Origin of the sequence: Streptomyces sp. NPDC053541 (assembly GCF_044544705.1) — a bacterium.
Taxonomy (GTDB): Bacteria; Actinomycetota; Actinomycetes; order Streptomycetales; family Streptomycetaceae; genus Streptomyces.
Genome location: NZ_JBITXM010000003.1, coordinates 447,556 through 468,847, shown reverse-complemented (window position 1 = coordinate 468,847; position 21,292 = coordinate 447,556). Strand labels below are relative to the sequence as shown.

Here is a 21,292-nt window from a genome sequence, read left to right as displayed (position 1 = left end):
GCGTGGGCCGCCCCCGGATCGGGCGGGCGGTCAGTACTGGCGGCTCGGCAGGGCGGCCGCGGCCTGGTCCTGGGTGAAGACGCCCTCCTTGACCTCGACCCGCTGCGGGACGGTCTGTCCCGCCGCGACCTTCTTGACGAGGTCCATGAGCTGGTCGCCGAGGAGCGGGTTGCACTCGACCACCACGTTGATCTTCTTCTCCTGCATGGCGACGAAGGCGTCCTTGATGCCGTCGACGGAGATCACCTTGATGTCGACGCCCGGCTTCTTGCCGGCCTCCTCGATGGCCTGGATGGCGCCGAGGGCCATGTCGTCGTTGTGGGCGTACAGGACGTCGATGTCCTGGTGGGACTTGAGGAAGGCCTGCATGACCTCCTTGCCCTTGGCCCGGGTGAAGTCCCCGGTCTGGGAGGCGACGATCCTGAACTTGGGGTCGCCCTTGACGGCCTCGGCGAAGCCCGCCTTGCGGTCGTTGGCGGGTGCGGAGCCGGTGGTGCCCTGGAGCTCGACGACGTTGACCGGGGCGGAGGTTCCCTCGTACTCCTTCACGAGCCACTTGCCGGCCTCCTGGCCCTCCTTGACGAAGTCGGAGCCGAGGAAGGTCCGGTAGAGGGAGGTGTCCTGCGAGTCGACGGCGCGGTCGGTGAGGATCACCGGGATGCCGGCGTTCTTGGCCTCCTTCAGGACGGTGTCCCAGCCGGACTCCACCACCGGCGAGAAGGCGATGACGTCGACCTTCTGCTGGATGAAGGTGCGGATGGCCTTGATCTGGTTCTCCTGCTTCTGCTGAGCGTCGGAGAACTTCAGCGTGATGCCGGCCTTCTCGGCCGCCTCGCGCACCGACTTGGTGTTGGCGGTGCGCCAGCCGCTCTCGGCTCCCACCTGGGCGAACCCGAGCACCAGCTTGCCGTCGGAGGAGCCCTTGCCGGGGCCGCCCGCGGTGCCGGTGGGCGCGGGCTCGGTGGTGCAGGCGGTCAGCACACTGCCGGCCAGGGCGGCGGCGGCGATGATGCGGAGGGCTCTGTGGGCCATGGTCGTGGTTCCTCTCGGGACGTGCATCCCCGGCGAACGGCCGGCTGGCGAATGGCTCACATTGTTAGCGCTAACAGAGCTGTTCTCAAGGGTTCTCACAGCCGTTACCCGTTCTTGATACGCAGCGGCGGGCCGATGGAGGGGCACGGGAGGCCCGGAGCATCTCCGCGCGAGGCCGTGCCCCTGAGAGTTGTGAGCGTTAACACTCGTACGCAGAGACCCCGGACCGCGTTCGCGGCGACGGCCCCGCACCAGCCGGGATCAGGCGCTGGCGCGGACGACCAGGCGCGTGGGGAGGATCAGCGGGGTCGGCTCCTGTCCGTCGACGAGCGCGACGAGCATGCGCGCCATCTCCCGCCCGAGGCCCTCGACGGGCTGGTGCACCGTGGTCAGCGGCGGATCGGCGACCCGGGCCGCGGGCAGGTCGTCGAAGCCGATCACGGCGACGTCGGCGGGGACGCGACGGCCGGCCCCGCGCAACGCGCGCAGGGCTCCCGCGCCCATGTTGTCGTTGGCGGCGAACACGCCGTCCAGGTCCGGATGCCGCGCCGCCAGCGCGGCCATGGCGGCCGCTCCGCTCGACTCGGTGAAGTCGCCGGCCTCCGGTCGACACGGCGCGAGGCCCGCCGCCAGCATGGCGTCCTGGTAACCGCGGTAGCGGGCGCGGCCCACCTCCGTGTCCAGCCGCCCGCAGATCGTCGCGATCCGGGTCCGGCCGCGCGAGATCAGGTACTCGGTCGCCGCGCGCGCCCCTCCCCTGTTGTCGACGTCCACGTACCACCGCGGGTCCAGACCGACCGGGCGTCCGCCGAACACGACGGGAATCTCCGCCTCCTCGGCCGCGCGGGCCAGCGGATCGTCCTCGCGCAGCGCCATCAGCATCACCCCGTCGGCGCCCCTGGAGCGGAGCAGCCGCTCCACGCGCCGGCGCCCCCGGTCGGAGGCGGCCAGACACAGCATCAGGTGCAGGTCGGCCTCCTCCAGGGCCGCCGCGGCCCCCACGATCACCTGGGCGAAGAAGGGATCCGCGAAGATCGACGGGTCCTCCCCCGAGACGACCAGGGCGGCCGCACCGGTCCGGCGGGTCGCCAGCGCGCGGGCGGTCGGGTGGGGAACGTAACCGAGGCGGTGGACGGCCCGCTCGACCGCCTCGCGTTTGGCGCGGCTGACGTGCGGGGCGTTGTTGAGCACGCGGGAGGCCACCGACCGCGACACTCCGGCCAGTTCGGCCACCTCGTCGAGGGTCGACCGCCGTCGCGGCGCGTCTTCGGCCATGCTCGGCCTTTCTGTCGCGGACCGAACGCCCGGAAAACTGGAAGCGCTTCCGGTTTCAGGACTGTAAAGCTTGCTCGTCGTCATGTGAAGTGCGTGTTGACCAGGGTCACTTGACAGGCCCCACCAGGCGTCACACGATACCGGCCACACCTCAAGGCGGCCGAAGCGCGCACGGGGATCGCTTCCAGTGGGAGCGCTTCCACGCCTGAGGGTGCGTCGTACCACCGCACTTCCTCAGTGCGCCGCCCGCCCGGGACGAGAGCGCGCGGCGCCCCCCACCAGGAAACCGAGGTACCGCCATGCGCCGCAGAATCCGCGCCCTCGTCGCAGCCCTCGCCGCGCTGCCGTTGGCGCTCGCCGTCGCGCCGTCCGCGCACGCGGCGGATCCGACCACCATGACCAGCGGGTTCTACGTGGACCCGAATTCGAGCGCGAAGAAGTGGGTCGCCGCCAACCCGGGTGACGGCCGGACGCCCGCCATCGACACCTACCTCGCCAACACCCCCATGGCCCGCTGGTTCGGCTCCTGGAGCGGCACCATCGGCACCGCGACCGGCGCGTACGTCGGGGCCGCGGACGCCTCGGACAAGCTGCCCGTCCTGGTCGCGTACAACATCCACCTCCGCGACTCGTGCGGCGGGCACTCCGGCGGCGGAGCCTCGTCACCGTCCGCCTACGCGACCTGGATCACCCAGTTCGCCGGCGGGGTCGCCCACCGCCCGGCCGTCGTCCTCCTCGAACCCGACTCCCTCGCGGACTACGGCTGCCTGAGCCAGACCCAGATCCGCGAGCGCCAGGGCATGATCAGCGGCGCCGTCGCCGAGTTCAACCGCCAGGCCCCCAACACCTGGGTCTACCTCGACGCCGGCAACCCCGGCTGGATCAGCGCGGCGACGATGGCCCAGCGCCTCCACGAGGCCGGGCTCCGGCAGGCGCACGGCTTCTCCCTCAACATCTCGAACTACTACACCACCGCCCAGAACACCGCCTACGGCAACGCCGTCAACGGCGAACTGGCCGCCCGCTACGGCTACACCAAGCCGTTCGTCGTCGACACCAGCCGCAACGGCAACGGCGCCAACGGCGAGTGGTGCAACGCGGCCGGCCGCCGCATCGGCACGCCCACCCGGCTGGGCGGCGGCGCCGAGATGCTGCTGTGGGTCAAGGCCCCGGGCGAGTCCGACGGCAACTGCGGCGTCGGAACCGGTTCCACGGCCGGCCAGTTCCTCCCGGAGGTCGCCTACAAGATGATCTACGGCTACTGACGTCCGACTCCTGTGGCCCGGAATCCGCCGCCGCGCGATCGGGCCACAGGCGTCCCTCCCGAGCGCACGCGGGCCGGGCGCGGTTTTCCACCGCCGCCGTCACGACCGTTGACGGTGGACGGCGGGCGTCACTACCCTCCGGGCGATGGGAGCGCTCCCATGCGATGCCGTACCGCCCAGGGTCGAGCCTTCCGGGAGCTCGTCCCTCCACCCGCTCGCGCGCCGCCCCCGGTTCGTCCCGCCGACGCCCACGAGATCCGCAGGAGCCGCACATGCCCCCCACCACGAGCTCGTTAGCCGCTCGCCCCCCGCGCCTTACCGCCGCGCTCCTCACGGGCGCGCTCCTCCTCGGCGGCCTCGCGGCCGCCCCCGCCGCCACGGCCTCCCCCGCCGCCGTCGCGGCCACCACCGGCATACGCGTCAACCAGGTCGGCTATCTGCCCGACGGTCCCAAGCGCGCCACCGTCGTCACCACCGTTACGCAGGCGCTCACCTGGCAGCTGCGGAACGCCGCCGGGACCGTGGTGGCCTCCGGCTCGACCACCCCGCACGGGGCCGATACCCCCTCCGGCCAGTCCGTCCAGGTCGCCGACTTCTCCGCGTACCGGGGAACGGGCACCGGCTTCGTCCTCGCGGTGGACGGGAGCGACAGCGTTCCCTTCGACATCCGCGCGGACCTCTACGACACCCTCCGCTCGGACTCCATGGCCTTCTTCCACCACCAGCGCAGCGGCATCGCGATCGACGCCTCGCTGGTCGGCTCCGCCTACGCACGCCCCGCAGGACACCTCGGCGTCGCGCCCAACACGGGCGACGTGGCCGTGCCCTGCCAGGCCACGGTCTGCGACCACACCCAGGACGTCAGGGGCGGCTGGTACGACGCGGGAGACCACGGCAAGTACGTGGTGAACGGCGGCATCTCGACCTGGCTGGTCGTCAACTCCTTCGAGCGGGCGAAGCGGGCGGGCAAGGAGGCCGCGCTCGGCGACTCGACGCTGCGGGTCCCGGAGCGCGGCAACGGCATCCCCGACGTCCTGGACGAGGCCCGCTGGGAGCTGGACTTCCTCATGCGCATGCAGGTGCCCGAGGGCAGGCCGTACGCGGGCATGGCCTTCCACAAGGTCCACGACGCGGCCTGGACCGGCATGCCGCTGCGCCCCGACCAGGACCCGCAGCCCCGCGAGCTGCACCGCCCGTCCACGGCGGCCACCCTCAACCTCGCGGCGACCGCCGCCCAGTGCGCCCGGGTGTTCCGGCCGTACGACTCCGCGTACGCCGACCGGTGCCTGTCGGCCGCCCGCCGGGCCTGGGCCGCGGCGCAGGCCAACCCCGCCCTGTACGCACCGGCCTCGGACAGCACGGGCGGCGGAGCCTACGAGGACAACCGGGTCACCGACGAGTTCTACTGGGCGGCCGCCGAGCTGTACGCGGCGACCGGCGAGGCCGCGTACCGGGACGCGGTCACCTCCTCGCCCTGGCACACCTCCGCAGACGCCCTCGGCCCGTACGGCTTCGGCTGGGCGGACACGGCCGCGCTCGGGCGGCTCACCCTGGCCACCGTCCCCACCGGGCTGCCGGCCACCGACGTGTCCCGCGTCCGCGCCTCGGTGACCGCCGCCGCCGACGCCCTGCTGGCCCGGATGGGCGCCCAGGGCTACGCGGTGCCGGCACCGGCCGACGGCTACTTCTGGGGCTCCAACGGCAACATCGCCGACAACGCGATCGTCCTGGCGGTGGCCGGTGAGCTCACGGGCGAGGCCCGCTACCGCGCCGGCGCCCTGGAGGCGCTGGACTACCTGCTCGGCCGCAACGCCCTCGGTCAGTCGTACGTGACCGGCTACGGCGAGACCTCCGCCCAGAACCAGCACCACCGCTTCTGGGCGCACCAGTTGGACGCCTCGCTGCCCCACCCGCCGGCGGGCTCGCTCGCCGGCGGCGCCAACAGCGGGCTCCAGGACCCGGTGGCGCAGGAGAAGCTGGCCGGCTGCGCGCCCGCCGCCTGCTACGTCGACGACATCGGCTCGTACTCGACGAACGAGGTCGCCGTCAACTGGAACGCCCCGCTGGCCTGGCTCGCCGCGTACGCCGCCGAACGGTCCTCGGGCGGCACCGAACCGCAACCGCCCGCGGCGGCCTGCGCGGTGACGTACACGGTGAACAACGTCTGGAACACCGGCTTCACCGCGACCGTCACCGTCAAGAACACCGGGACGAGCGCCGTGGACGGCTGGCAGCTCGCCTGGACCTACCCGGGCGGCCAGCGCGTGACCAGCGCCTGGAACGCGACCGTCACCCAGAACGGCACCACCGTGACCGCCCGCAACGCCGACTGGAACCGGTCCATCGCTCCCGGCGGGACCGTGGGCTTCGGGGTCCAGGGCTCCCACACGGGAGCGAACCCCGCGCCCACGAGCTTCACCCTGAACGGAAGCGCCTGCGCCTGATCCAGGGCCGGGCCGGCCCCGGTCCGGAGCCCGGGACTCCACGGCAGGCACGGGGAAGGGCCCCGCCCGGTGAGCCGGGGCGGGGCCCTTCCTGTTCGTGGTGTTCGGGTCGGCTATTCCCGAGCGGTGCGGCGACGGCGGGTCCACCACACCAGGGCCGCGCCGGCGGCGGCGACGGCCGCGGCGATGCCGGAGATCAGGCCGACCGGGGTGTCCGATCCGGTGTCGGCGAGGCCGCCGTCCGGGTCCGGGCGGTTCGCCGGAGGGGTCACGCCCCCGTGGCCGGGCTTGGTCGGGTCCGGCCCCGGCGAGGTGGGCGGATCGGTCGGGTGGGTCGGGGCCGGCGTCGGGGTGGGGGTGGGCGTCGGGGTCGGGGTGGGGTTGCCGCCGTCCGTCGGGGCGGTGCCGCTGCCGCCCAGGAAGGCGGTGTCGCTGTCGCGGGCGGAGGTCTCCGCGCGCACGGAGTCCTTCGTCGTGCGGGGCAGTTCACGGTGCTGGGCGGTGAACTCGATGCCCGTGATGTTCCGCTGGGGAACCTTCGCGAAGTCGACGCCGCCGACGAAGAAGGTGTAGATCCGGCCGTCGCCGAGCGGCCACTCGTAGGTGAAGTCGCCCTCGGTGAACGACTTCACCATCTCCCGCCACACGGTCCGCTTGTCCCAGTGGGCGTTCTCGCCGCGCAGCGGCCACCGCTTCACGTCGTTGCTGTTGATGATGGGACGGAAGTCGGTGGCCTTCTTCGCGTCCTGCCGGCGGATCCACTCGGCCGCGACCCGCGACTTGTAGACGCGGCGCAGGTCCGCGTACTTCGGGTCGGTGTTGATCTGCTTCTCGACGTGCGGGACGAGGTACTGGGTGATCAGCCGGTGTCCGCGGTCCTTCTCCTCCTTGCTGAGCCGCTTCGAGCAGTCCTCTCCGGGTACGGGGGTGGTGAAGTCCATCGCCGCGTGGTGGACCTCCAGCGGGGCGTCGAGGATGTAGATCCCGCCGTCCTGCTCGCGGACCTTGGCCCGGCCGGGGACGATCCAGTTGCGTCCGGATCCCCAGCACGGCACCCCGTCGACCTTGGGGGCGGCGGCCAGGAACTCCTTGCCCGGGGACTTCTTGGGGTCCATGGCGCGGGAGAAGTCCCGCTTCATCTCCATGTCGGCCACGAGGAGGACCCGGCCGGCGTCGGTCTCGCCGAAGGCCTTGTCCATGATGGTGTCGGGCTGGTCCGGGTTGAGGTTGACCCACTGCCGGTCCGGGGTGAGCGCCAGCCAGGTGAACAGGGCGTCGGAGGCGAGCTCGATCTTCGCCTGGCCGCCCCAGCCCGGGTTCTCGTCCTCGTCGGGCAGCAGGTCGGCCTTCAGCGAGTAGTCCAGGGCCTTGCCCTTGACCGGGTTGCCGACGTACTGGAGCTCCAGGGTGGAGAAGTCCACCCCGCCGGGGCCCCTGCCGAGCGCCGAGCGCGAGTTGTTCGCCAGGTAGTCGTTCTGCAACTGCCGGGCCTGGGCCGGGTTCTGTCCCGATCCGTAGGCCAGCGAGGCGCCCGGGCCCTGGGTGCCGCGGTTGGGCAGCGGGTTGAACACGTTGTAGGTCTTGGTGTACTTCGTCTCCGGCCACAGGCCCTTCGCGGTCGCCCGGCGCTCCGCGATCCGGATCGGGTTGTTCGCCGTCCCGCGTTCCGTCCGCAGCCTTTCGTTCTCGGCCTTGTAGTCGCGCAGGGTGGCCCCGTTCGGCTTCTCCGAGGTGAACATCGTCAGCCGGTGCCGGGTGAAGTCGTACTTCGCGTCCTTGTGCCGCAGGATGATCCGGTCGGCCCGGAGCTGGGACGGCTTGCGCTTGCCGTCGGACTTGAACTCCCCCAGCTCGCCGGTCCGCTGGTTGTAGGAGTCGTACCGCCGCGAGGCGATCTTGTTCCCGTTCTTGTCGAAGATCTCGATCGTGACCTCGCACAGCCAGTCGGGGCCGACCATGTTGAAGTCCTGGACCGCCTTGACCTCGAACACGCCTCCCTTCTGCTTGCTGACCTGCGCGCTGATCAGGTTGACCTTCCAGCTCGCGAACGGCTTGGGCTTGTTCGAGGTGTTCCGGTGCCGCTGGTAGCGGGAGTAGATCGCCTTGCGCATGTCCTCCGGGTTCCTGGAGGACGCGTACGCCTTGTCCCACTTGTCGATGTCCGCGTCGGTGCCGGTGACCTGTGCCAGGTCGGCGGGGGTGGGCGCGGGGACGTTCTCGAAGCCCTTGAACGAGTTGTTGTAGTAGTACTCCTCGTCCGGCCCGGACTTCGTCCAGTGGTGCTCGCCCGTCGGCGCACCGGAGTTGTTCGGCGTGCGCGGGAAGGTCTTCTTCAGGTGCGTCTGGTCGCACCGCTTGCCGCCGGTGATCTTCGCGTAGTCCCCCGGCGCGGCCGCCGCCACGGACGGCAGGCCGAGCAGCAGCACCGCCGTGGAGGAGACGACCGCCAGCGCGGTGCTCAGGCGCCTTCTCAGGCGCCGTCGTATGGATGTGCTCACGTGGTGTGTCCCTGGTCGTGGGGGCCACGGGACTCGAGAGTGCGTGGACAGGCCGGACATGGGGCCCCCGTAGCGTGCCCGCTCCTGCCGACCCACCACCCTAGAGGCCGTCAACCTCCTGAGTACAAGCGGTTGTTGACGTGGCGTGTGGTGACTCCGCGAAGATCCTGCGGGGAGGTCCTGCGGGGACGGCGGCGCGATTCGGTAGGTTCTGGCCATGACCACTCCTCCCGCCCGATACGACGCCACTCGCCACCCCGACCTCCTGGTCTGGCTCGCCGAACGCCGGGACGCCTTCGAGAGCTGGGCCCGGGACGCCGGCGGCGTCGACCGGTTCGACTTCTCCGACGCGTCCCTCGACGCCTTGGAGAACCTCGTCAAGGAGAGGTTCGCCGCCCCGGAGGAGATCACCGCGCAGCGCCGCTCCCCCTTCGTCCAGGGTGCCGTGTGGTACATCGGCGAGACGCTGTGCCGGCGGCGCGCGGGCTGGGTGTGGAGCTTCGAACCGGACGTCGACTTCGGCCTGCTCCCGGTGTTCTATCCCGCGGTCCCGGACCCCGCGCTCCTCGACACGCCCTGCGTCGGCGCACCCGGCGCCGAGCCGGGCGAGCACTGGTACCCCCTGAACACGCTGCGCCGACTCCTCACCACCGAGGACGAGTTCGGCGACCCGGTCGACGAGCGGCTCGTGGGCATGGTCGACGGCTGGTATGAGGGGGACGACGAGGAGGAGGACCGGGCGGACGACGAGGCGTAGCCGGCGGCGGGGCGGGGGCGGGTCGGTCGCCGGTCATTTCGCCGATGTCTTTCTCCGTCGGTGCTCCGACAGTGGCGGGGCCGGTCCACACCGGCGCGCCGGCCGGCTCCCGGCCGGCGTCGCGCAGCCCACGCCCTGACGGCACACGACACGAGAGGACGACTCCGTCGTGAAACGACACATCGCGGCCGCCGCAGCCCTGTCATCCCTGGCCTTCCTGGCCGCGCCCTCCGCCACCGCCACCACCGCGACCGCCGCGGACAATCCGTACGAGCGCGGTCCCGCGCCCACCACGGCCTCCATCGAGGCGGTGCGCGGGCCCTACGCGGTCTCCCAGACCAGCGTCTCCTCCCTCGCGGTCACCGGGTTCGGCGGCGGCACCATCACCTACCCGACCTCCACGAGCGACGGCACGTTCGGCGCCGTGGTGATCTCCCCCGGCTTCACCGCGTACGAGTCCTCGATCGCCTGGCTCGGGCCGCGGCTCGCCTCGCAGGGCTTCGTCGTCTTCACGATCGACACCCTCACCACGCTGGACCAGCCCGACAGCCGGGGCCGTCAGCTCCTCGCGGCGCTCGACTACCTGACGCAGCGCAGCTCGGTGCGGGGCCGCGTCGACGCCTCGCGGCTCGGCGTCATGGGGCACTCGATGGGCGGCGGAGGCACCCTGGAGGCGGCGAAGAGCCGGCCCTCGCTCAAGGCCGCCATCCCGCTGACCGGCTGGAACACCGACAAGACCTGGCCCGAGATCAGCACCCCGACCCTGGTCGTGGGCGCCGACGGTGACACGATCGCCCCGGTCGCCACCCACTCCGAGCCGTTCTACGAGACCCTGCCGGGCTCGCTGGACAAGGCCTACCTGGAGCTCAACGGGGCCACCCACTTCACCCCGAACAGCCCCGACACGACGATCGCGAAGTACAGCATCTCCTGGCTGAAGCGGTTCATCGACGACGACACCCGCTACGAGCAGTTCCTCTGCCCGCTGCCGCGGCCGAGCCTGACGATCGAGGAGTACCGGGGCACCTGCCCGCACGGCTCCTGACGCTGCCGGCGGGCGCGCCCGCGCGCCCGCTCCCTCTCCCGTCTCCCTCCTCTCCCCTCGTCCCCGCCCTTTCCACGGCCCCTACCGGCCAGTACGGTGACGGCGTGAGAGGAGCGCCGAGGGTCGCCGCTGCTCCGCGGCTGTACGACCGCACCCGCGAACTCGCCGCCGTGGCGGCGCTGTCGGCACGGGCCGCCGAGGGGGCGGGCGGCGTCCTGCTGCTCACCGGGGGCCCGGGCACCGGCCGGACCGCGCTGCTCGACCGGGCGGTACGGGACGCCCGGATCCGGGCCCTCCGGGTGGCCGCGCCCGGCGGCAACCGGGTTCCCTGGAGCGGGGTGCGCGCCCTCCTGGCCGCCCTCGCCCCCTCCCCGTCGGCGGCCCGCCGTGCCCTGAGGGCGGCCAAGGGTCCGGGCGGGGTGCCCGGCGCGCTGGCGGCGCTGTGTCCCGGCGAGCCGCTGCTGCTCTGTCTGGACGACCACCACCTGTGGGACGCCCATTCCCGCACCGCGCTCGACGCGGCCTGGCGTGCGCGCACCGGGCCGTGGGCGTGGGTCGTCTCGTTCGCGGCCTATCACCGGGCCCCCGGCGTGCCGGGGGCCCGGCTGCTGTCCCTGGGACGGCTGAGCCGCGCGGGTGCGCGGGGCCTGCTCGACGACGTGTGCCGGGCGCCGCTGACGGAGTCGTTCCGCACGCGGCTGCTCGACGAGGCGGCGGGCCATCCCGGTGTCCTGGTCGCGGCGGCCGCCCGCCTCTCCGCCGAGCCGCGACACGGAGCCGGCGCGGACCGGTCCTCGGGTCCGGTCATCGACGACGCCTCGCTGGCCGAGGTGTACCGGGGGCTCCTCGACTCCCTGCCGGCCGAGTGCGGCCGGGTGCTGACGCTGGTGGCCGTCGCCGGGGAGCCGCCTCCCGGCACCGGGAGGCCCGGCACGGTGCGCCCGGTCGACGCGGACGCCGTCCTGGCGGTGGCCCGCGCCGTGCGCGCCTCGTCCGAGGCGCTGGACCGGCTGGTCTCCGACGGGCTCCTGCGCGGAAGCCGCGAGGCGCTCCGGTTCGACGACCCGCTCCTGCGACGCGCGGTCCTCGGGGCTCTGCCGCCGTCCCGGCGGCGGGAGTTGGCCGCCCTCTTCGCCGCTCCCGACACGGACGGGTCGGCCGGCGGGAGCGGGCCGGCCGGGACCGTACGGGTTCCGGAAGGCGGGCCCGGCCTGCCCGACGTGGTACGGGGTCGGGCCGAGCTCGCGCGCGGGCGGGCCGGGCTGGGCGACGGGCCGGTCGGGGACGCCCACCAGGCGCTGCTCCTGGCCGCCGGGCTGCTGCGCGAGGCGGCGCCCGAGGAGGCCGCGGAGGCGCGGTTCCTCGCCATGGAGGCGGCCTGGGCCGCCGGCGACCCGGAGGCCTGCGCCGTCGCTCTCGGCGGAGCCGACGACCCGGGCGCCGGTGCCGACTCCGGTGCCGGTTCCGACGCGGGGGAACGGGACTTCCGGGACGGCATGGGCGCCGCGCTCGCGGTGCGCCTGGAGGAGGCGCGCGCGCCGCTGGCCCGGGTGGTGGCCCGCGACGGCGCCTCCGAGGAGCCGCGCCGCCTGCTGCGCGCGGGCGCCGCCGCCCTGGTCCTGGGGGACGCTCCCGCCGCCGTACGCGTCCATGCCCGCGCCCTGGCCACGATCCGCGCCACCGGCGGGAGCGCGCTGCTGCCCCGGGTCCTCGAGCACCTGGCCTACGCCGAGTTGCGGGCCGGGCAGCACGAGCGCGCCGCCGCGCACGCCCGGGAGGGGCTCCGTGCGGCGGAGTCCGCGGGGCAGCGCAACGCGGCCGCGCACCAGCACGCGGTGCTCGCCCTGGCCGCCTCCGTCCGGGGCGACGCGCCGGCCGTGGTCGAGCACGCGGACCGGGCGCTCGGCACGGCCCGGGCGCACGGTCTCGTCCAGGCGACGACGCTCGCCGAGTGGGCGATCGCCCGGGCCGAACTGGCGGGCGGGCTCGCCGCGCAGGCCGCGGCACGGCTCGCTCCCCTGGTCGGCGCGGGGCCGCGCGGTGGGCACTTCGCCCTGCGGATGCTCGTCGTGCCCTGCTTCGTGGAGGCCGCCTGCGCGGCGGGCCGGGAGGCCGAGGCCGGCCCGGCGGCCGAGGAGTTCGCGGTCTGGGCCCGGCTCGGCCTGGACCCCCAGGCGCCCGCCCAACTGGCCCGCTGCCGGGCGCTCCTTGCCGGTGGCGGCGACCCGGCGGACTGGTACCGGGAGGCGGTGCGGCAGCACGAGGAGAGCGGCAACGACTTCGAGCGGGCCCGGACCCTCCTCGCGTACGGGAAGTGGCTGCGCCGGCGCAGGCGTCTGGTCGAGGCGCGGGGGCCGCTCAGCGACGCGCTCGTCACCTTCGAGCGTGCGGCGGCCGGGGTGTGGGCCGACCAGGCGCGGGCCGAGCTGCGGGCGACCGGCGGGGCGGTGGGCCGCCCGGCGGTGCCGGGTGCGGTGGGTGAGCTGACCCCTCAGCAGCTGCGCATCGCCGGGCTGGTGGCGGCGGGGGCGACGAACCACGAGATCGCCGGCCGGCTGTCGCTGAGCCCCCGCACGGTCGACCACCACCTGCGGAACGTCTTCGCCCGGCTGGGGGTCCGCTCCCGCGTGGAACTGTCGGGTCTGCTGTCCCGTACGACGGGGGACGGCCGCCGCGCCGACCGGTGAGCGGCGCCCGGGGCATGGGGCGTCTCAGCCCGCGGCCGTCAGGCGGAAGGCGTCGAGGGCCAGCGTCATCTCGGTGAGGTCCCTCGGCCGGGAGAGGGACCGGGACGTCAGCTGCTCCAGGCGGCGCAGCCGGTTGAAGACGGTGTTGCGGTGGCAGTAGAGGCGCGCCGCCGCCCGGCCCGCCGAGCCCTCGCACTCCAGCCAGACGTCCAGGGTCTCCAGCAGGATCGCCCGGTCGGCCGGGTCCAGTTCCAGCAGTCCGCCCAGGACGTCCGTCACCAGCAGACCGGCCAGTTCGGGTTGTCCGACGACCAGGGCGCCGGCCATCCGGCGGTCCAGCCGGACGACCTGCCGTGAGCCCGGCGGGCTGGTCCGCAGCGCCAGCTCGGCGAGCCGGCGGGCCCGTCCCAGCTCCGCGAGGCCCGTCACCACCGGGCTGATCCCGCCGGGTCCCGGGCAGCGTCCTTCGAGCAGTTCGGACAGCGCGTCCAGGCCGATGCCCTCGGCAAGGGACACGACCCCGATCTCGCAGTCCGCGCCCATCCGCCACAGGAACCGCGCGCCCGCCCCCTGCACCCGACGGTGGAAGGGCTCGGGCGCCTCCCTCCGGTCGTGCCGCAGCACCACCACCGCGTACCGGCCGTGCTCGGGCAGGTCGAGACCGGCCGCCGCACGCGCGGTCAGCTCGGGCGCGCACTCGCCCTGGAGCAGGGCGTCGAGGAGGGCCTGGAGCTGCTCGTCGGTGCGCCGCCGCAGCTCGCGTTCCGTCGCGCGGTACGCCTCCGAGGCGGTGTCCGCCTGCGCGTCCACCGCCTGCCAGACCATGGTCGCCGACTGGGTCAGCACGGCCAGGCGGGACGGAACGGCCGCCGCGTCCTCGACCAGCGCCTCCCACACCAGATGACCGGCGTGCCGGTAGGCGTGCACCACCAGGTCCAGCGGCATCCCCTGCTCGGCGCGCCGCCGCCCCAGCTCGTCGGCGTGTTCCAGGTCCCGGCGCGGGGAGTCGCGCGGTGCGGAGATCATCTCGATCCCGATCCGCAGGGCCTCGTGGGCCTCGCTCCAGTGCTGGTCGTACGGCACGATCCGGCCGTACGCCGGTTCGTACGCGTGCAGTTCCCTCAGGTGCTCGTCCACCAGCTCGGGCAGCCGCTCCAGAAGCGCCGTGCACGCCTCGGCCAGCAGCTTCCAGTCCTCGCCGGTGCGTGGTCTGCGCCGTCCCATGCCGGGAGGATGCCACCCGCTCCGGCTTCCCGACAGGCCCCTGACACGCGGTGTTGTGCGCGTGCACAACCCGTACCGGCGCCCGCTGGTCACCGGCAGCGTTTCGGCCGCCGCACGTGGACGGGCGGCCGGCGCGGTGCTGGGGTGATCGCCACCGAACGGGCCACGAAAGGGGAACCATGGGAGGGACCGGACTGGCCCTCGAGGTCAGCGACCTGTCGGCCGGGTACGGGCCGGTGCGCGCCCTGAGGGGGGTGTCGCTCACCGTGCCGGAGGGCGCCGTCGTCACCGTGCTCGGCGGCAACGGCGCGGGGAAGTCCACGCTGCTGCGGGCCGTCTCGCGCACGCTGTCGTTCCACGGCGGCGCCGTGACCTCCGGCAGCGTCTCCTTCGGCGGGCGGCAGGTCGGCGCGCTGGCGCCGGACCGGGTCGTCGCCGCCGGGATCTCCCAGGTGCCGGAGGGGCGGCAGGTGTTCGCCCGGATGAGCGTGGAGGACAACCTGCGGGCCGGGGCGCTCGGCGCGCGGGGCGACCGGAGGGCGCGGGCGGCGGCGCTGCGCCGGGTCCACGAGCTCTTCCCCGTCCTCGCCGACCGCGCCCATCAGCGCGCCGGGCTGCTGTCCGGGGGTGAACAGCAGATGCTGGCCGTCGGGCGCGCCCTGATGGCGGAGCCGAGGCTGCTCCTCCTCGACGAGCCCTCGCTGGGCCTGGCCCCGCTCATGGCGGTCCGGATCGCCGAGACGATCCGCGAGATCAACGCGCAGGGGACCGCCGTCCTGCTCGTCGAGCAGAACGCGGCGCTCGCGCTGCGGCTCGCCGACCGGGCGTACGTCCTGGAGGTCGGCGAGGTCACGCTCTCGGGTCCGGCGGCGGAACTCGCCGCCTCCGACGAGGTGCGGCGGCGCTATCTGGGCGTCGTCGACGAGACCGCGGCGGGGGACGTGCCGGATGCGTCCGGCGGCCCGGACGCCACCGGCGCGCGTCCCGTGCTGGCCCGCTGGGAGGGGGTCGGATGAGCGAGCCCGTGTCGCGGGGCCCGGAGGGAGCCGGGCCCGCCCCGGCGGCCGTCCCGGCTCCGGCTGCCGTCCCCGCCCCGGCGGCCGTCCCGGCCCTCGACGTCCGTGACCTCACCGTGCGCTTCGCCGGGCTGACCGCGCTCGACGGGGTCTCGTTCACCGTCCGCCCCGGCACCGTGCACGCCCTCATCGGCCCCAACGGAGCCGGCAAGTCGACCTGCTTCAACGTGCTCTCCGGCGTCTACCGGGCGGCCTCGGGAAGCGTCCGGTTCGGCCCGCACGAACTCACCTCGCTGCCTCCGCACCGGATCGCCGGCCTGGGCGTCGCCCGCATCTTCCAGAACCTCGCGCTGCCGCCCCGCGCCACCGTCGAGGACAGCCTGATGCTCGGCCGTCACCGGCTGACCCGCACCGGCTTCCTCGCCGCCGGGCTGCGGCTGCCGTCCGCCGCCCGCGAGGAGGCCCGCCACCGCGCCCGGGTCCGGGAGATCGCCGCCTTCGTCGGCCTGGAGCGGCAGCTCGCCCAGCCCGCCGGATCGCTGCCGTACGGGCAGCAGAAGCTCGCCGAACTGGCCCGCGCGCTCTGCATGGAGCCGCGGCTGCTGCTCCTCGACGAGCCGGTGGCCGGGATGACCGCCGACGAGCGCCGGCGCACGGCCGCCGTCATCGCCGGGGTGCGCGACAGCCTCGGGATCTCCATCGTCCTGGTCGAGCACGACATGGGCGTGGTGATGCGGCTGGCCGACTCCGTCACCGTCCTCGACTTCGGCCGCCGGATCGCCGACGGCGCCCCCGGCGACGTCCAGAACGACCCCGCGGTCGTCCGCGCCTACCTCGGAGAGGAGACCTCCGGGTGACCACCTTCGTCGAACTCCTGCTCAACGGCGTCTCACTGGGATCCGTCTACGCCCTCATCGCCCTCGGCTTCGTGGTGATCTTCCGTGCCACCGAGGTCGTCAACTTCGCCCACGCCTCGCTGCTGCTGGCGGGCGGCTACGTGACCGCCGTGCTGCACGGGAGCATCGGCTTCTGGCCGGCGCTGCTGGCCGGGATCGGCGGCGCGGCCCTGGTCGGCGCGGCCGTCGAGTTCCTCGTCATGCGCCGCTACCGGGGCTCCGACCAGAGCGTCCTCGCCATCGTCACGATCGGCGTCGACATCCTGCTGGCCACCGAACTGACCCGGCGCATCGGCACCGACATCCTGTCGCCGGGCGACCCGTGGGGCGACGCCGTCGTCACCGTCGGGCCGGTGACCCTCGCGCAGACCCGCATCGCGGCCTTCCTCACCGCGGGACTGCTCATCACGGCCTTCCTGCTCGCCTTCCGGCACACCTCCTGGGGCGTCGCCATGCGCGCCGCGGCCGAGAACCGGGAGACGGCCGCCCTGATGGGCATCCGGCTCGGCCGGGTCTCGCTCGGCGCGTGGGCGGTGGCCGGCGGCCTCGCGGCGGTCGCCGCGCTCTTCCTCACCGTCTTCCCGACGCCGGGCCTGGAACGGACCACGTCCCTCGCCGCGATGAAGGCCTTCCCGGCCGCCATCCTCGGCGGCCTCGACTCCACGACCGGCGCCCTCGTCGGCGGCCTCCTCGTGGGGGTCACCGAGTCGCTCGCCACCGGCTACCAGGGCGATCTGACCTTCCTGGGGCGCGGCATCGGCGACCTCGCCCCGTACCTGGTGATGGTCGCGGTGCTGCTGCTGCGCCCCGCCGGGCTCTTCGGCACGAAGGAGCTGTCCCGTGTCTGACGCGCTTCCCCGCCGTGGCGCGGCCGTCCTCGCCCGGCCCCGGTTGTACGGGTGGGCCGCCGCCGGGCTCGTGCTCGCCGCCGTGCCGTTCTACCTGGACCGGTTCTGGCTCCAGGCCGGGCTGTTCGCGATGGCGGCGGCGATCGGCGCCATCGGCATCAACCTGCTGACCGGGGCCACCGGGCAGCTGTCGATGGGGCACGCCTTCTTCCTCGCCGTCGGCGCGTACGGCTACTGCGCCCTCGCCGGGGACGGCTCGGACGGGCTCGTCGGACTCGGTCTGCCCGGCTGGCTCGCCGCCGTCCTCGCCGTGGCCCTGGCGGGCGCGGCCGGCGGGGTCTTCAGCCCCATCGCCGGCCGGCTGCGGGGCGCCTACCTCGGCATCGCGACCCTCGCGCTGATCTTCGTCGGTCAGCACGTGCTGTTCAACGCGCACGGCCTCACCGGTGGTTTCAACGGGCGTGCCGTGCCCCCGCTGCACCTGTTCGGGGTCGCCTTCGACGACAGCGAACTGCTGGTCGCCCAGGTGCCGTTCGGTGCCGCCGAGAAGCTCTGGTACCTGGGTCTCGTCCTCCTGCTCGCGGGCGTCCTGTTCGCCCGCGGCGTCCTCGGCGGCCGCCCGGGCCGGGCCATGAACGCGATCCGGGACCACCGGATCGCCGCCGGTGTGATGGGCGTCCCGGTGGCCCGCTTCCGCGCCGCCGTCTTCGTCCTGTCGTCGATGTACGCGGGACTGGCGGGGGTGCTGCTCGCGCTGGTCTTCCAGCGGACCGTGCCGGAGTACTTCGGCATGATGCTCTCCCTCGAATACCTGGCCATGATCGTCATCGGCGGTCTCGGCTCGGTCGCCGGAGCGGTGGTGGGCGGCGTCTTCGTCTCCCTGCTGCCGCAGCTGCTCAACCGGTACAGCGACGCGCTGCCCCTGGTGTCCGCCCCCGGCACGGGCGGGATCGCACCGGGGGAGGCCGCCCGCTACCTCTACGGCGCCGCCGTCGTCGCGGTGGTGCTCTTCCTGCCCGGCGGGCTGGTCCGGCTCGCCGCCCGGCCCCGCGGGCGCAACGCCCGACCCTCGCACTCCTCTGGGGAGGAACGATGACCCACCGACGCCAGGCCCCGAGAACGACGGCCCTCACGCTCGCCGCCGCCCTCGTGGTGCTGACCGCCGCCGGCTGCAGCTCCAAGGCGAAGTCCGCCGACGGGGCGAACACCGGGGCGGACGGGGTGAAGTCCGGTACGGGCGTCACCGCGAAGACGATCGCGGTCGGTGCGCTCACCGACATGACGGGCGTGTACGCCACCCTCGGCAAGAGCGTCACCCAGGCGCAGCAGCTGTACGTGAAGCAGGTCAACGCGGCCGGCGGGATCTGCGGCCGGCAGCTGGAGCTGACCGTCCGTGACCACGGGTACGACCCGCAGAAGGCGCTGTCCGCGTACACCGAGCTGGAGCCGAAGGTCGCCGGTTACATGCAGTTCATCGGTTCGCCGTTCGTGGCGGCCGTGAAGCAGCGCGTGGACGGCCGGGACAAGGGGCTGGTGCTGCCGCAGGCCTGGTCGGCCTCGCTGCTGGGCTCCCCGTACATCCGCGTCCTCGGCTCCACGTACGACATCGAGACCATCAACGCCGTCGACTTCCTGGTGAAGGAGAAGGGGCTGAAGGCGGGTGACAAGCTGGGCCACGTCTACTTCGAGGGCGACTACGGGGAGAACGCGCTGGCCGGGTCGAAGTACGCGGCCGGGAAGGCGGGGCTCACGGTCGTGGAGCAGAAGATCAAGCCCACCGACAACGACATGTCGGCGCAGGTGGCGGCGCTGAAGCAGGCGGGTGTGAAGGCGGTCGTGGTCAGCGCGGGCCCGCGGCAGGCGGCCTCGCTGGTCGGGGTCGCGGCGGCGGCGAGGTTCCTGGTGCCGGTCATCGGCAACAACTCGGCGTTCGCGCCGCAGCTCCTGGCCACCCAGGCCGGTCCCGCGCTGGAGAAGATGTACTGGTTCGCCTCGCCGAGCCTGCCGATCGGCGCCGACACGCCGGCCGCGAAGAAGCTGGTCGCCGACTACCGGGCCGCGTACCCGAACGACGGCCTGGACAACGGCGTCGTGGCCGGCTGGACGGCGGCCTCCGTCTACGGGGAGGCGCTGAAGCGGGCGTGCGACGCCAAGGACCTCAGCCGGGAGGGCATCGACAAGGCGCTGCTGACGATCGACGCGTACGACGCGGGGTTCGGGACGCACGACTTCAGTGACCCGAAGGCGCCGTCCTCGCGCGAGTCCGTGATCCTCCAGCCGGACAAGGCCGTCCCGGGCGGCATGCGGACCGTCCGCACCCCCTTCGTCTCCGAGGCGGCGAAGGCCTTCACCCCGAAGGCCGGCTGAGCCCCGGCCGGCCTGGTCCTGGCCCACCGGCCGGGTCAGGCGGGGTGGCCGGGGTCGAGGTCCCGCAGCTGCCGGTAGCGCAGCAGTGGGGGCGGCGGGTCCCCGTGCGGTGGGCAGACCGCCACGGGGGCCAGGAGGAAGCCCACGTGGTCGCCGCCCTCGACGTGTCCGACGATCCTGCCGGTGAACCACGTGGAGAGCGGGTCCAGGACCGGGCCGCCCGCCTCGCCGGGGCGCCAGCGGACCCGGGCGAACTTGTCCACCCGGTCGCCCGTCTCCTCGCCGAAGAGCTCCGCCACGGCCCGGTCGCCCTGGTGGAGCAGGTGCACGGTGAGGTGCTCGGCCTCCCGCGCGAGGCGATAGGTGCGATTGGCGGTCGACAGCCAGACGCAGAACCTCGGCGGGTCGATGGAGCACTGGGAGGCGAAGCCCACGAGGCAGCCCGCCCGTTGCCCGCCGGCCGTGGCCGTGACCACGTACATGGGGCCGTCGAGCTCGTCGGTGAAGGGGTCCAGCAGGGTCACGGCGTCTCTCCTCGTCGCGTGGGCGGTCAGGCCGCGGGGACCGCGCGCTGGAGGGCGGTGAGGACCCGGTCGAGGGCGTCGGGGCTGTGCGGGTCGGTCAGGTTGGCCCAGAGCTTGAACATGAACCGCTGGGTCGCGGGCCGCCGCAGGCTGTGGGTGGCGACGAGCCGCATGACCCGGGGGTGGCTCAGCGCGCGGACGACCAGCCGCCCCACCGTGAAGTAGCGTCCGTACGCCTCGCGGACGGCCTCGGGATAGCGCAGCAGCACCTGTTCGCGGGCGTGCTCGGTGGGGGCGGCGAGGGCGCGCGTCACGACGTCGGCCGCGAGGCGGCCCGATTCCATCGCGTAGTCGATGCCCTCGCCGCTGAGCGGGTTGATCATGCCGCCGGCGTCTCCGGTCAGGAGCAGCCCGCGGGTGTACTGCGGGCGCCGGTTGAGCCCGGCGGGGAGCGGGGCGCCGCGCAGCGGGCCGGTGGCGTGCTCCTCGTCGAAGTGCCAGTCGGCGGGCAGCCGCGCGGTCCACTCGCGGAACAGCTGCCGGTGGTCGACGGCGGGCCGGCGGCCGATGTGGAAGGTGCCGAGGCCGACGTTGAAGGCGCCGTCGCCGACGGGGAAGATCCATCCGTAGCCGAAGGGCATCGCGGACCGCCCGCGCCGGTCGGGGGCCTCCAGGTCGATCCAGGCCTCCAGGTGGTCCCGGTTGCGGTGCGGTGCCGTGTAATAGCGGCGCACGGCCACGCCCATGGGCCGGTCGGTCCGCTGGTGCAGGCCGAGGGCGACGGCGAGCCGGCCCGAGGCGCCGTCGGCGGCGATCACCACCGGTGCCCGGAAGGCGAGGCGGCTGCCGTCCCGCTGCGCGAGGACCCCGAGGACGCGGTCGCCGCCGGGGGCGAAGAGCGGCTCGGTGACCCTGGTTCCCTCGAACAGGCGCGCGCCGGCGGCCACGGCCCGCCGGGCGAGCAGCCGGTCGAAGTCGTGCCGGGTCCGCACCAGCCCGTAGTCGGGGAAGCCCGAGACCTCCGGCCAGGGCATGTCCACCGTCATGCCGGTGCCGTGCACCCGCAGGCCGCGGGTCCTCACCCAGCCGTCGCCCTCGCAGTCGAGGCCCATGCCGAGGAGTTCCCGCACGGCACGGGGGGTGAGGCCGTCGCCGCAGATCTTGTCGCGGGGGAAGGTGGCCTTCTCCAGGAGCAGGACGTCGTGCCCGGCCCGGGCCAGGTGGTGGGCGGCGCTGCAGCCGGCGGGTCCTGCGCCGACGACGACGACATCCGCCGACTCGTGAGGGTGGGGGGACGGGTCCATGGGGGCTGCCTCGCTCAGGGGTCGGGACGGGGACGAGGTCCATCCGTACCCACGCGCGGGGATTTCGTTCGCCTCACCCACCCCGAATACCACCCGATATCCGTTATCAC

The 21,292-nt window shown here is 73.8% G+C and carries 16 protein-coding genes; 10 read left to right on the top strand and 6 right to left on the bottom strand.

What is annotated here, in order from left to right; translation table 11 throughout:
- Nucleotides 1-30: 30 nt before the first annotated feature.
- A complete protein-coding gene (locus tag ACIGW2_RS09325) occupies nt 31-1,032 on the bottom strand; it encodes an ABC transporter substrate-binding protein (protein WP_399842357.1) in 1,002 nt (333 codons plus the stop codon).
- 261 nt (nt 1,033-1,293) lie between these two features.
- Nucleotides 1,294-2,307, bottom strand: a complete 1,014-nt coding sequence (locus tag ACIGW2_RS09320; RefSeq protein WP_399842354.1) for a LacI family DNA-binding transcriptional regulator — start codon at nt 2,305-2,307, stop codon at nt 1,294-1,296.
- A gap of 299 nt (nt 2,308-2,606) precedes the next feature.
- Here ACIGW2_RS09320 and ACIGW2_RS09315 point away from each other — a divergent pair, with 299 nt between their 5' ends.
- Both ACIGW2_RS09315 and ACIGW2_RS09310 read left to right on the top strand, forming a co-directional pair.
- A complete protein-coding gene (locus tag ACIGW2_RS09315) occupies nt 2,607-3,572 on the top strand; it encodes a glycoside hydrolase family 6 protein (RefSeq protein ID WP_399842351.1) in 966 nt (321 codons plus the stop codon).
- Between the two features lie 272 nt (nt 3,573-3,844).
- Nucleotides 3,845-6,016 carry a glycoside hydrolase family 9 protein gene (locus ACIGW2_RS09310; RefSeq protein WP_391651959.1) on the top strand — a complete coding sequence of 724 codons (2,172 nt, stop codon included), beginning with the start codon at nt 3,845-3,847 and terminating at the stop codon, nt 6,014-6,016.
- A gap of 113 nt (nt 6,017-6,129) precedes the next feature.
- Here the strand turns inward: ACIGW2_RS09310 and ACIGW2_RS09305 are convergent, their stop codons facing one another.
- Complete coding sequence (locus tag ACIGW2_RS09305) at nt 6,130-8,514, bottom strand: hypothetical protein (RefSeq protein WP_391651960.1); 2,385 nt, start codon at nt 8,512-8,514, stop codon at nt 6,130-6,132.
- Nucleotides 8,515-8,731: 217 nt separating this feature from the next.
- On the opposite strand from ACIGW2_RS09305, the gene ACIGW2_RS09300 reads away from it, so the two are divergent.
- The 3 genes from ACIGW2_RS09300 (at nt 8,732) to ACIGW2_RS09290 (ending at nt 13,003) form a co-directional block, all read left to right on the top strand.
- A complete protein-coding gene (locus tag ACIGW2_RS09300) occupies nt 8,732-9,271 on the top strand; it encodes a hypothetical protein (protein WP_399842347.1) in 540 nt (179 codons plus the stop codon).
- A 169-nt stretch (nt 9,272-9,440) separates the two neighbouring features.
- Entirely contained in the window at nt 9,441-10,316 is an 876-nt protein-coding gene (locus ACIGW2_RS09295) for an alpha/beta hydrolase family protein (protein ID WP_399842344.1), read from the top strand.
- Nucleotides 10,317-10,420: 104 nt separating this feature from the next.
- Nucleotides 10,421-13,003 carry a LuxR C-terminal-related transcriptional regulator gene (locus ACIGW2_RS09290; protein WP_399842342.1) on the top strand — a complete coding sequence of 861 codons (2,583 nt, stop codon included), beginning with the start codon at nt 10,421-10,423 and terminating at the stop codon, nt 13,001-13,003.
- Between the two features lie 24 nt (nt 13,004-13,027).
- Here the strand turns inward: ACIGW2_RS09290 and ACIGW2_RS09285 are convergent, their stop codons facing one another.
- Complete coding sequence (locus ACIGW2_RS09285) at nt 13,028-14,227, bottom strand: PucR family transcriptional regulator (protein WP_391651964.1); 1,200 nt, start codon at nt 14,225-14,227, stop codon at nt 13,028-13,030.
- Nucleotides 14,228-14,406: 179 nt separating this feature from the next.
- Between ACIGW2_RS09285 and ACIGW2_RS09280 the strand changes: the two genes are divergently transcribed.
- Genes ACIGW2_RS09280 through ACIGW2_RS09260 form a run of 5 tightly spaced genes read left to right on the top strand, consistent with a single transcriptional unit; the run spans nt 14,407 to nt 19,354 of the window.
- A complete protein-coding gene (locus ACIGW2_RS09280; protein WP_399842339.1) occupies nt 14,407-15,243 on the top strand; it encodes an ABC transporter ATP-binding protein in 837 nt (278 codons plus the stop codon).
- Nucleotides 15,240-16,100: an ABC transporter ATP-binding protein gene (locus ACIGW2_RS09275; protein ID WP_399842337.1), complete on the top strand. Its 861-nt coding sequence runs from the start codon at nt 15,240-15,242 to the stop codon at nt 16,098-16,100. The genes ACIGW2_RS09280 and ACIGW2_RS09275 overlap by 4 nt, the downstream gene beginning before the upstream one ends.
- Nucleotides 16,097-16,987 carry a branched-chain amino acid ABC transporter permease gene (locus tag ACIGW2_RS09270; RefSeq protein ID WP_399842335.1) on the top strand — a complete coding sequence of 297 codons (891 nt, stop codon included), beginning with the start codon at nt 16,097-16,099 and terminating at the stop codon, nt 16,985-16,987. Before ACIGW2_RS09275 ends, ACIGW2_RS09270 begins: the two co-directional genes overlap by 4 nt.
- Nucleotides 16,980-18,083, top strand: coding sequence for a branched-chain amino acid ABC transporter permease (locus tag ACIGW2_RS09265; protein WP_399842333.1), 1,104 nt, complete (start codon nt 16,980-16,982; stop codon nt 18,081-18,083). Before ACIGW2_RS09270 ends, ACIGW2_RS09265 begins: the two co-directional genes overlap by 8 nt.
- A complete protein-coding gene (locus ACIGW2_RS09260) occupies nt 18,080-19,354 on the top strand; it encodes an ABC transporter substrate-binding protein (protein ID WP_391651969.1) in 1,275 nt (424 codons plus the stop codon). Before ACIGW2_RS09265 ends, ACIGW2_RS09260 begins: the two co-directional genes overlap by 4 nt.
- Nucleotides 19,355-19,389: 35 nt before the next feature.
- Here the strand turns inward: ACIGW2_RS09260 and ACIGW2_RS09255 are convergent, their stop codons facing one another.
- Both ACIGW2_RS09255 and ACIGW2_RS09250 read right to left on the bottom strand, forming a co-directional pair.
- Nucleotides 19,390-19,878 (bottom strand): flavin reductase family protein, encoded by a 489-nt coding sequence (locus ACIGW2_RS09255; protein ID WP_391651970.1) that lies wholly within the window; start codon nt 19,876-19,878, stop codon nt 19,390-19,392.
- 26 nt (nt 19,879-19,904) lie between these two features.
- Nucleotides 19,905-21,182 carry a geranylgeranyl reductase family protein gene (locus ACIGW2_RS09250; RefSeq protein ID WP_391651971.1) on the bottom strand — a complete coding sequence of 426 codons (1,278 nt, stop codon included), beginning with the start codon at nt 21,180-21,182 and terminating at the stop codon, nt 19,905-19,907.
- Between the last annotated feature and the right edge of the window lie 110 nt (nt 21,183-21,292).